Origin of the sequence: Pseudomonas paraversuta, assembly GCF_904063065.1 — a bacterium.
Lineage (GTDB): Bacteria > Pseudomonadota > Gammaproteobacteria > Pseudomonadales > Pseudomonadaceae > Aquipseudomonas > Aquipseudomonas paraversuta.
Window position 1 is genome coordinate 297,987 of record NZ_CAJFCL010000003.1, and the last position, 11,327, is coordinate 309,313.

Annotated in this window: 9 protein-coding genes; 6 read left to right on the forward strand and 3 right to left on the reverse strand. The window is 58.5% G+C overall.

What is annotated here, in order from left to right:
* Nucleotides 1–501 precede the first annotated feature (501 nt).
* Nucleotides 502–1,284 carry a response regulator transcription factor gene (locus JQ845_RS07415; protein ID WP_203008820.1) on the reverse strand — a complete coding sequence of 261 codons (783 nt, stop codon included), beginning with the start codon at nucleotides 1,282–1,284 and terminating at the stop codon, nucleotides 502–504.
* 279 nt (nucleotides 1,285–1,563) lie between these two features.
* Complete coding sequence (gene mnmC, locus JQ845_RS07420) at nucleotides 1,564–3,540, reverse strand: bifunctional tRNA (5-methylaminomethyl-2-thiouridine)(34)-methyltransferase MnmC2/FAD-dependent 5-carboxymethylaminomethyl-2-thiouridine(34) oxidoreductase MnmC1 (RefSeq protein ID WP_203008821.1); 1,977 nt, start codon at nucleotides 3,538–3,540, stop codon at nucleotides 1,564–1,566.
* Between the two features lie 139 nt (nucleotides 3,541–3,679).
* Between mnmC and pap the strand changes: the two genes are divergently transcribed.
* On the forward strand, nucleotides 3,680–5,194 hold the full coding sequence (gene pap / locus JQ845_RS07425) for a polyphosphate:AMP phosphotransferase (protein WP_003447059.1): 1,515 nt from the start codon (nucleotides 3,680–3,682) through the stop codon (nucleotides 5,192–5,194).
* Nucleotides 5,195–5,290: 96 nt separating this feature from the next.
* Here pap and JQ845_RS07430 read toward each other — a convergent pair whose 3' ends face one another.
* The gene (locus JQ845_RS07430; RefSeq protein ID WP_003447061.1) at nucleotides 5,291–6,682 is read right to left on the reverse strand and encodes a class II fumarate hydratase; all 1,392 of its coding nucleotides are present in this window, start codon (nucleotides 6,680–6,682) and stop codon (nucleotides 5,291–5,293) included.
* Between the two features lie 194 nt (nucleotides 6,683–6,876).
* On the opposite strand from JQ845_RS07430, the gene JQ845_RS07435 reads away from it, so the two are divergent.
* The 5 genes from JQ845_RS07435 (at nucleotide 6,877) to JQ845_RS07455 (ending at nucleotide 11,198) form a co-directional block, all read left to right on the forward strand.
* Nucleotides 6,877–7,392, forward strand: coding sequence for a DUF2059 domain-containing protein (locus tag JQ845_RS07435; protein ID WP_003447063.1), 516 nt, complete (start codon nucleotides 6,877–6,879; stop codon nucleotides 7,390–7,392).
* An 11-nt stretch (nucleotides 7,393–7,403) separates the two neighbouring features.
* Nucleotides 7,404–7,700: a BolA family protein gene (locus JQ845_RS07440; protein ID WP_003447065.1), complete on the forward strand. Its 297-nt coding sequence runs from the start codon at nucleotides 7,404–7,406 to the stop codon at nucleotides 7,698–7,700.
* Between the two features lie 112 nt (nucleotides 7,701–7,812).
* Nucleotides 7,813–8,751: an oxygen-dependent tRNA uridine(34) hydroxylase TrhO gene (trhO, locus tag JQ845_RS07445; protein ID WP_203008822.1), complete on the forward strand. Its 939-nt coding sequence runs from the start codon at nucleotides 7,813–7,815 to the stop codon at nucleotides 8,749–8,751.
* A gap of 1 nt (nucleotide 8,752) precedes the next feature.
* A complete protein-coding gene (locus JQ845_RS07450; protein ID WP_003447069.1) occupies nucleotides 8,753–9,388 on the forward strand; it encodes a DsbA family protein in 636 nt (211 codons plus the stop codon).
* Entirely contained in the window at nucleotides 9,381–11,198 is a 1,818-nt protein-coding gene (locus tag JQ845_RS07455) for an ABC transporter ATP-binding protein (RefSeq protein ID WP_203008823.1), read from the forward strand. The genes JQ845_RS07450 and JQ845_RS07455 overlap by 8 nt, the downstream gene beginning before the upstream one ends.
* Nucleotides 11,199–11,327: the final 129 nt, after the last annotated feature.

The following is an 11,327-nucleotide window of genomic DNA, read 5'->3' on the forward strand; positions in this document are numbered from 1 at the left end:
TCCCGATCCTTCCGGCGCAAAAGCGCAGTCAGAGCGCGCCGCCGTAAGTAGTCTGGGTTTTTCGAGTGCCTGCATGCCGTGATCGTTCAATAAAACTTTACCGGCGGTGCTGGTTTTGTCCTTTGCCGGGCTTGGGCTAAAGGCCGAAATGCATGGATATGTTTCGCTGCGGCGCAGCAACAAAACACCAAAAGCAGGCATGGGTGCGCCTGTTGCATTGGTTCGGCGGCAAGCCGTATCAAGGGTTTGATGATGGGCGCTGACAGACAGGCCGGGCGGCTTTACTGAAACCTGATCGTGGATCGCCGGGCACTGAAGCCAGGGCTGTTCACAGGCAAATGAAGTGTCACTGGAGTAAAAACCCCGGGCAGGCATTGCGCGAACCGGACATTTCAAGCGGCAGGGGGCGACTATGAAATGCTGATGGCAACACAGGCGTTCGGGCAAAAAAAATGCCGGATTTATCTTTTAGAGGGGGGCGCTATCTCGCTCTGGCATGGCTCAGTAGGCTGGCGCTCGCGGGTTGGATCTGGAGTTGCCCGGGGTAAGGGCCAGCGCCAATTGTGTCCGGTTACTCATATCAGTCAGGCGCAACACTTGTGATACATAGAGTTTTACAGTGTTTTCTGTAATACCCATTTCACAGGCAATCTGAAAGTTTGTCTGGCCCGTACTGACCAGTTTTGCAACTTCCAGCTGGCGCGGTGACAGTTGATCGAAGACGTTCGGTGCTACCTCGGCGCAGAAGTTAGCCCTGTCTGCAATCAGGTTTGTAGCGGCACTGGCCTGCTGCGCCTTGCCGATATCCTTGGACAGGTCGTTGATCGAATCGATCAGGCTATACAGCTTCTCACTCAGGTGCCCAAGGTCCTGGTTACCTGCTTGCCGATCGTCAAGGGCTTTCTCCCGACGCTTGAGGCCTGCCAGCAGCTCGTGAAGATCCACCGGCTTCTGGTAGTAATCAGAGAAGCCTTCACGCAAGGCCCGGATTACGTCTTGTTTGTCGCCATGGCCGGTCAGCATGATTGCCTCAAAGGCGCGGGTCTTGCCTGCCACCAGCCTCAAGGCCTGGACCAGCTCGACACCATCGTATTCGGGCATCAGTAAATCGCACAGCACCAGGCTGATCGAGGGGTCGTCGTGGAACAGTTGAATGGCCTGGCGACTGGAATGACAGGGCACACAGGTGTAGCCACTGCCTTCCAGAAACTCGCAGAGCTCATCAACAATGAAGAGGTCGTCGTCGACTACAAGTATTTTTTTTTGAGGCGAAAAATAAGACACACGCTACTCCATGTTTGGCGAGTTAAAGTTTTGCCGGACATGGATTGTAGAGCAGTTGGTCAGACGGAATCTGGCTGATCAGAGCCCAGATGTTCCAGAAGTTGCAGGCCAGTTCTCAACAATGAAAATTTCAGACCCGATTTTTGTGCACTGGGCAGGCAAATCGTCGCGCCAGCCTTGTCAGGGCTGGCAGACGTTCAGGCCGGGCTGATCAGCTAGGTATGCGGCGCAAGAAAAAACCTGGCAGCAGCATTCGGGTCGCTGCCGGATTGCCGCCGGCTACAGCCTTTTGACCAATGCCCGCACCGCGAAGCGGGCCGGGTGGCAGGCCTCGGCGATACTGCGGGGCACGGGCATGGGTTCGTGGTTGATCCAGGCGGCAAGCATTTCCCCGGACAAGGGTGCTGTGATCAGGCCCCGGGAACCGTGGCCGCTATTCACATACAGGCCCTCCAGCCAGGGGCAGGGGGTATCCGGAACCTGACGGGCGTCTTTGCTTAATGCGCCATATGCCAGGGCAAATGCCTGCGGTTCAACCAGTGGGCCCACGATCGGCAAGTAGTCCGGGCTGGTGCAGCGAAAGGCGGCCCAGCCTTGCAGCGATTGGGGGTCCAGTTGCTCGCCCAGCCGCGTTGCCAGATCGGGTGAAATTTCTTCCAGCAGATCCAGATTGCCCTGATGGCCCTCGGGGGTAGTGGTCAAATCTTCGTTATGGAAATCGAAACTGGCCCCCAGGGTATGTTCGCCGAGCCGGCCAGGGGCCACATAACCCTCGGCGCAGACCACGGTCTTGAGCACGCTGCTGGCAGGGGTTTGGGCGAGTTGGGTGATTTGCCCGCGTATCCGTTTGAGCGGCAGTGCGCTGCTGGCGGGGAAACGCTTGACCTCTGCTGCACCGGCCAGCACCACCACCGGTGCGCAGGCCAGCACCTTGTCATCCTGGCAGGCCTGCCACTGGCCCTCGACTCTGTGCAGTTGCAATACGTCATGGTGGGTCAGCACCTGGACATTGGGGTGCAGGGCCTGGAACCGGCACAGCGCGGGAGGGTGGACCCAGCCACCTTCGGGGTAGAACAGACCGCCGTGGGCCAGTTCAATCCCGGCCAGTGCCTGTGCCTGGGGCTGGCCGAGCAAATGCACCAGTGCCGGGGGGAAGGCTGCAGCCAGTTGCGCCTGACGCTCGGCTTCCTTGGCACTGAAGCCCAGTTGCAGCACGCCACAGTCATCCCAGTCGCGTCCGCGCTGCAGGTTTTCCAGCAAGCGACGGGTGTAACCGAAACCACTGACAATCATTTGTGACAGCGTCGTTCCGTGGGCTGAAAGCTTGAGATAGAGCACCCCCTGCGGATTGCCAGATGCCTCTTTGGCCAGTCGCTCGTGGCGCTCCAGCAAGCACACCTGCCATCCACGGCGGGCCAGGCTGTTGGCAGTGGCGCACCCCGACAGACCACCGCCAATCACCAGCGCTTTACGTTCACCGCCGACCCGGGGCGGGCGGGCGTACCAGGGTTTGATGCCGCTGCTCGCCAACGGATGCTCAGGCAAACCGGCGAAGGTTCCCCGCAGGATCTCCCATTTATGGCCGATGCCGGGTGTTCGACGCATCTTGAATCCAGCTTCGTTCAACGCCCGGCGGACCCAGCCGGTGCTGGTGAAGGTACTGATGGTCGAGTCTGGTGCTGCCAGGCGAGCCAGTTGCGCGAACAGCTCCGGGGTCCACATCTGCGGATTTTTTGCCGGCGCAAAGCCGTCGAGAAACCATGCATCAATGCGCGCATCCAGTTGCGGCAGTTGTTCCAGCACATCGCCAATCAGCAGCGTGAGGGTGACCCGGCCATTGGCCAGGGTCAGGGTCTGGAACCCGGGGTGAATCGCATAATAGGCGGCCAGCAATTGTTCGCTGTAGGTGGCGAGCTCTGGCCACAGGGCGAGGGCTCGCTGCAAATCCTCACGGGTCAGGGGGTATTTTTCGACGCTAATAAAGTGCAGGCGTGCATCAGGGTGTGCGACCTGATCAAACAACTGCCAGGCACACAGAAAATTCAGGCCCGTGCCGAAGCCGGTTTCGCCGATAACCAGTTGCTCATTGGCGGGCAGGGCAGAGAAACGCTGCTGCAGGGCGTTCTGTTCAATAAAGACATAGCGGGTTTCTTCGAGACCGGATTTGTCCGAAAAATACACGTCATCAAACACCCGTGAATGGGGGCGGCCTTGGTCATCCCAGTCAATCTGGGCATTGGGCATTTCAGTAGTCATGTGCGGCTCGGCAACGGCAAGGCGGCCATTCTAGCTGATCAGCAACAGCGGCACTGACCCATGACAAGGTTATGCGGTTTGTTCCGGCGCAGGCATGAGCAATCCGCTAGTCTTGTGACACTTGTCCAGGGAGCTTTCCATGTTCGAATCCGCTGAAATCGGTCACTTTATCGATAAAGAAACCTACGATCAGGAAGTTCCCGCCTTGCGTGAGGCCTTGCTGGAGGCCCAGTACGAATTGCAGCAGCTGAAAAACTGCGCAGTCATCGTATTGATCAATGGCATTGAAGGTGCAGGCAAGGGCGAGACGGTCAAACTGCTGAACGAGTGGATGGACCCGCGACTGATCGAGGTGCGGACCTTTGACCGTCAGAGCGACGAAGAGCTGGCACACCCGCCGGCATGGCGTTACTGGCGACAATTGCCGGCCAAGGGGCGCATGGGGGTGTTCTTTGGCAACTGGTACAGCCAGATGCTCCAGGGCAGGGTCCATGGCGTGTTCAAGAATGCAGTCCTCGACCAGGCAATCAATGGCGCCGAGCGCCTGGAGAAAATGCTCGCCGATGAAGGCGCATTGATCTTCAAGTTCTGGTTTCACCTGTCCAAGAAGCAGATGAAAGCCCGCTTGAGTGCCCTCAAGGACGACCCGCTGCACAGCTGGCGCATCAGTCCGCTGGACTGGCAGCAGTCGCAAACCTATGACAAGTTCGTGCGCTATGGCGAGCGGGTCATTCGCCGTACCAGCCGTGACTATGCACCGTGGAACATCGTAGAGGGCGTCGATCCCAATTACCGCAGTCTGACCGTCGGCAAAATCCTGCTGGAGGGCATGCAAGCGGTACTCAATGCGCCAAAGTCCAGAGTGCGGACCAGCAATATTCCCCCGCTGCCCGAGCTCATTGACGGGCTGAGCCTGCTGGACTGCCTGGACCTGACCCGCCGGCTTGATAAAGACGATTACCAGGAGCAGTTGATTACCGAGCAGGCACGTCTGTCGGGGTTGATGCGCGACAAGCGCATGCGCCGCCATGCATTGATTACGGTGTTTGAGGGCAATGATGCGGCGGGCAAGGGCGGCTCGATCCGGCGGGTGGCGGCGGCACTGGACCCGCGCCAGTACAATATCGTGCCGATTGCAGCCCCCTCCGAGGACGAGCGGGCGCAACCTTACCTCTGGCGGTTCTGGCGCCAGATTCCGGCGCGCAGCAAGTTCACGGTTTTTGACCGTTCATGGTATGGGCGGGTACTGGTGGAGCGGGTTGAAGGCTTTTGTACCCAGGCGGACTGGATGCGTGCTTACGGCGAAATCAACGATTTTGAAGAGCAACTGCATGCTGCCGGGGTGATCGTGGTCAAGTTCTGGCTGGCCATCGATAAACAAACCCAGCTGGAACGTTTTGAGGCCCGCGAAGAGATCCCGTTCAAGCGCTTCAAAATTACCGAAGAGGATTGGCGCAACCGCGAAAAATGGGACCTGTATCGCAATGCCGTGTGTGACATGGTCGATCGTACCAGCACCGAGATTGCGCCCTGGACCCTGGTGGAGGCCAACGACAAGCGCTGGGCGCGGGTCAAGGTGCTGCGCACCATCAATGATGCGCTTGAAGCCGCTTTTGACAAGCAGGACAAGCGCAACAAGAAGCATAAAAAATAGGCGCGGGCTTGCCCGTGATGGTTTTCGGCGCCGGGTGCATTGAGCAAGCAATGCACCCTCGTCAATCAACTACAGGGCAGGGCGAGCCCCGCCGGCTCAGTGCTTGCCGGAACCCAGCATGTTTTCCGGCCGTACCCATTGATCGAACTCGGCATCGGTAAGGTAGCCCAGATCCAGGGCGGCTTCGCGCAGGGTCAGGTTTTCTGCGTAGGCCTTTTTCGCAATTTCGGCAGACTTGTCATAACCGATATGCGGGTTCAGGGCTGTCACCAGCATCAGGCCGCGCTCCAGGTGTTCAGCCATTTTGCCGGCATCGGCTTCAAGGCCGGTGACGCAATGTTTCTGGAAGTTGCTGCAGCCGTCCGCCAGTAACTGGATGGATTGCAGCAGGTTGTGAATGATCACCGGCTTGTACACGTTCAATTGCAGGTGGCCCTGGCTGGCGGCAAAGCCGATGGTCACATCATTGCCCATGACCTGGCATGCCAGCATCGACAGTGCCTCGCACTGGGTCGGATTGACCTTGCCCGGCATGATCGAGCTGCCAGGTTCATTGGCCGGCAGTTTGATTTCGGCTATGCCTGCCCGCGGCCCCGAGCCCAGCAAGCGGAAGTCGTTGGCCAGTTTCATCAAGGTCACGGCCAGGGTTTTAAGTGCGCCGGACAGGTTGGTCAGAGGCTCATGCCCGGCCAGCGCGGCAAATTTATTGGGCGCAGTTACAAACGGCAAGCCGGACAAGGCGGCCAGTTCTGCGGCAATGGCTTCACCAAAGCCGTGGGGCGCGTTGAGGCCGGTGCCCACAGCCGTACCGCCCTGGGCCAGTTCGTACACGGCTGGCAATGCAGCGAGAATGGCGCCCTGGGCGTAATCGAGTTGCGCGATGTAGGCCGATACTTCCTGGCCGAACGTGATCGGGGTGGCATCCATCATGTGGGTGCGGCCGGTTTTCACCAGTTTCATATGCCGTGCCGACAATTCGGCCAGGCCGCCGGACAACTCATTGATGGCCGGTAACAGATGCTCGTGGACTGCTTTGGCCACGGCAATATGCATCGCGGTCGGGAAGCAGTCGTTCGAACTTTGTGAACGATTGACATGGTCGTTCGGGTGAACCGGAGACTTGCCGCCCCGGCCTGTGCCCGCCAGTTCGTTGGCCCGGCCGGCAATCACTTCGTTGGCGTTCATGTTGCTTTGCGTGCCGCTGCCGGTTTGCCACACCACCAGTGGGAATTGATCGTCGTATTCGCCGTCCAGCACTTCGTCGGCGGCCTGCTCGATCAGGCGGGCGATGTCGGCAGGCAAGTCGCCATTGCGATCATTTACCCGCGCCGCTGCCTTCTTGATCAACACCAATGCATGCAGCACGGCCAGCGGCATTCTCTCGTTGCCGATGGCAAAGTTGATCAGCGAGCGCTGGGTCTGAGCACCCCAGTAGGCCTCATCCGGAACGTTCACTTCACCCAGGCTGTCGGTTTCGATACGGCTCATCGGGTTCTCTCTCCATAGGGGTTGATCAGTGAGCTTAGGCGGTGAATTGCCCCATAGGTTCAAACTTTGGTTTTAGAGGCTTTGATCTGATTGTTGAATACCTCTGATCAGGCCCGGGGTTGAGTGCCGGAGTTTTTTAGGCGCAGAATGGGCGCCCTTGGGGTTCGTCCTCGCTTGCTAGAAAAGGAAACTCGATGACCCGTCTTCGCGCCATCTGTACTGCGGTAGCTCTGGTTTGCGCCAGTGGCCAGGTTTTCGCCGATACCGCCAGTCACGCTGCCACTGCTGAAACATTCCTCAAGCTGGCACATGCCGACAAGCTGGGTACCCCGGTGTACATGCAAGTGCAGCAAATGTTCGCCCAACGTTTTGAGCAGACCAAGGCACCGGCTTCCAAGAAAGCCCTGCTGGAAACCTACCAGGCCAAAGCCAACACCGCTCTGGACCAGGCTATTGGCTGGGACAAACTGAAGCCTGACATGGTCAAGCTTTACACCACCAACTTCAGCGAATCCGAACTCAAGGATCTGGTTGCTTTCTATCAATCGCCCCTGGGCAAGAAAGTACTGGAAAAAATGCCGCAGCTGACTCAGCAATCGGCACAAATGACTCAGGCCAAGCTGGAAAGCGCGGTGCCTGTGGTCAACAAACTGCTGGAAGACATGACTGTCCAGCTGGAGCCAAAAGCGGCCCCGGCCAAGAAGAAGTAAGCGGAGCCTGAATGAGCATGCAACATCGTATCGAAGCGGCGCTGGGCGCCTTGCAGCCCGAGCACCTGAACGTGCTGGATGAAAGCCATATGCACAGTCGTGGGTTGCAGACCCACTTCAAGGCGGTGGTGGTCAGCGAGCAGTTTTCCGGGCTCAACAGTGTCAAGCGTCACCAAAAGGTCTACGCCACCCTGGGTGACCTGATGGGCGAGTTCCATGCGCTGGCTTTGCATACCTATACGCCTGATGAATGGGCGAAAATCGGTACAGCCCCGGCCTCGCCGACCTGTGCCGGCGGTGGGCACTAAGTGGCTTGTTAAGCCTGCTTTTTGCTAGAATCCGCAACGCGCCGCTCAGTCGGCGCGTTTTTTTTGCATCCGGTTCACCCTTTACGAGGGTAGCCACCTGGAGATATATGCGATGACTGCGCCGATTGTGGTAGCTGCACTGTACAAATTCGTCACCCTGGAAGATTACGTCGAGCTGCGTGAGCCTTTGCTCAAGGCCATGGTCGACAACGAGGTCAAGGGCACTTTGCTGATTGCCGAAGAAGGTATCAACGGTACTGTTTCCGGTAGTCGTGAAGGCATTGACGGGCTGATGGCCTGGCTCAGGTCCGATCCGCGCATGGTGGATATTGACCACAAAGAATCCTACTGCGATGACCAGCCGTTCTACCGGACCAAGGTCAAGCTCAAGAAAGAAATCGTCACCCTCGGTGTTGAAGGCGTAGACCCGAACAAAAAAGTCGGAACCTATGTCGACCCCGAGAACTGGAACGCGCTGATCAGCGATCCGGAGGTGTTGCTGATCGACACCCGGAATGATTACGAAGTATCGATTGGTACATTTGAAGGCGCGATCGACCCGAAAACCACCAGTTTTCGCGAATTTCCTGACTACATCAAAGCCAATTTCGACCCGGCCAAACACAAGAAAGTCGCGATGTTCTGCACCGGCGGCATTCGTTGTGAAAAGGCTTCGAGCTACATGCTCAGCCAGGGCTTCGACGAGGTTTATCACCTCAAGGGCGGGATTTTGAAGTACCTCGAAGAGGTGCCGCTGGAAGAAACCAAGTGGCAGGGCGACTGCTTCGTGTTTGATAACCGGGTCACCGTGCGTCACGACCTGAGTGAAGGTGAATACGATCAGTGTCATGCCTGCCGCACGCCGATCAGCATCGCTGACCGTGAATCCGAGCATTATCAGCCGGGTATCAGCTGCCCGCATTGCTGGGACAAACTGAGCGAAAAAACCCGCCGCAGCGCCATTGACCGGCAAAAACAGATTGACCTGGCCAAGGCCCGCAATCAGCCGCATCCGATTGGCCACAACTACCGTAAACCGGCCGAGGCCTGATATGTCCGCGCGCCTGCTCTATGTGATGGACCCGATGTGTTCGTGGTGCTGGGGTTTTGCCCCCATCGTTGAGGCTCTGGTTGAGCAGGCGCAGGCTGCGGGGGTGGATTTGCACCTGGTGGTCGGAGGCTTGCGCACCGGCAGCGGCGCTGCCCTGGAGCCTGCAACTCGACGCTATATCCTTGAGCACTGGCAGGCGGTGACCGATGCCACCGGGCAGCCGTTCACGATCGAAGGTGCCTTGCCCGATGGTTTTGTCTACGACTGTGAGCCCGCATGCCGGGCCATTGTGGCGGCGCGCAGTCTGGCGCCCGATTGCGCGTGGCGGTTGCTGAAACTGATTCAGCAGGCTTTTTATGTGCAAGGTCGTGATGTGACCCAGGCCAGTGTGCTGGCTGAACTGGCGCAGACGGCGGGGTTGCCGCGTATCGAGTTCGCTGCCGCGTTCGACAGCGCCGAGCAGCACACAGCCACCGCTGCCGACTTTACCTGGGTCCAGGATCTGGGGATCGCCGGATTCCCCACCCTGCTTGCTGAACGTGACGGTCAGCTGGCATTGCTGACCAATGGTTATCAGGCTCTGGAGCCTGTCTCCGACCTGCTGGGCCGTTGGCTTGAACGCGCCAAGCGTGCTTGATTCCGGCCCGGCAACGCCGGCGCCCGAGACCACAGATCGCCTGAGCTGGAAGGAAATCCGTGGTCTGGCCCTGCGCCATAAAAAAGCCCTGTGGCTCGCCAATGGCGTGGCAGTTCTGACCACGCTGTGCAGCGTGCCGATTCCATTGTTGTTGCCGTTGCTGGTTGATGAAGTGCTGCTGGGCAACGGTGATGCAGCGCTCAAAGTCATGAACCACTGGCTGCCAGCCGCCTGGCAAAGTGCGCCGGGTTACATAGGCCTGATGCTTTTCGTGACGCTGCTGCTGCGCTGTGGCGCCTTGTTGTTTAACGTGCTGCAGGCCCGGCTGTTTTCCCGTCTGTCCAAAGACATAGTGTTTCGCATCCGGTTGCGCCTGATCGAGCGTCTGAAGCGCATCTCGCTGGCCGAGTATGAAAGTCTGGGCAGCGGTACGGTGACCACGCATCTGGTCACCGACCTGGACACCCTCGACAAGTTCGTCGGCGAAACCTTGAGCCGGTTTCTGATTGCGATGCTGACCCTGGTCGGCACGTCAGCGATTTTGTTGTGGATGCACTGGCAGCTGGCGCTCTTGATTTTGCTGTTCAACCCGTTGGTGATTTACGCCACCGTGCAGTTGGGCAAGCGCGTCAAACACCTCAAAAAGCTGGAGAACGACAGTACTGCGCGTTTTACCCAGGCGCTCACTGAAACCCTGGATGCCATTCAGGAAGTCCGTGCCGGCAATCGTCAGGGTTATTTCCTCGGTCGCTTGGGGAATCGGGCCCGGGAAGTGCGCGATTTTGCGACGTCATCCCAATGGAAAAGTGATGCCTCGAACCGGGCCAGTGGCCTGTTGTTCCAGTTCGGCATCGATATTTTCCGTGCTGCGGCAATGCTGACGGTGCTGTTTTCGGATCTGTCCATCGGCCAGATGCTCGCGGTGTTCAGCTACCTGTGGTTCATGATCGGGCCTGTCGAGCAGCTGCTCAACTTGCAGTACGCTTTCTACGCCGCAAGCGGTGCCATGACCCGGATCAACCAGTTGCTGGCGCGGCGCGACGAGCCGCAGTACCGCGGTGGCGTCGATCCGTTTTCAGGGCGTCAGACCGTTGATATCGAAGTGCGCGACCTGAGCTTCAGCTACGGCGACGAGAAGATTCTCGACCGATTGAACCTGACCATCGCCGCGGGTGAGAAGGTGGCCATTGTGGGCACCAGCGGCGGCGGTAAAAGCACTTTGGTGCAATTGCTGCTGGGGCTCTACACGCCGCAGTCGGGCAGTATCCATTTCGCCGGTGCGAGTCAGGCCGAGATCGGCCTGGAAACCATCCGTGAACATGTGGCCGTGGTGCTGCAGCACCCGGCGCTGTTCAACGACAGCGTGCGGGCCAACCTGACCATGGGCCGCGAGCGTACGGATGAGGCGTGCTGGCGTGCTCTGGAAATCGCCCAGATGGACGGCATCGTACGCCAGCTGCCCCAGGGACTGGACAGCATAGTCGGGCGCTCCGGGGTGCGGTTGTCCGGAGGTCAGCGTCAACGTCTGGCGATTGCGCGAATGGTGCTGGCCGAACCCAGGGTAGTGATCCTCGATGAGGCTACCAGCGCACTGGATGCCGCCACCGAATACAACCTGCATCACGCTTTGGAAAAATTTTTGAGTGGGCGCACGACTTTAATCATTGCCCACCGTTTATCTGCGGTAAAACAGGCAGACCGCGTGCTTGTGTTTGATGGCGGACGTATTGCGCAAGATGGCGATCACCAGCAGCTACTTGCAGAGGGAGGGCTCTACGCCAGGCTGTACGGGCAATTGCAGCAGAGCTGACGGCGAGGGCTCCGGACTTTTCAAGTGTGGCTGGCGCCAGTGATCCTCATACGGGTCATAAACTAGCCTAGGCTCAACTTGCTTGAGGGATTTTCTCCGGTTTTCTTCTGCCAGCCTGTGATAAAGGGA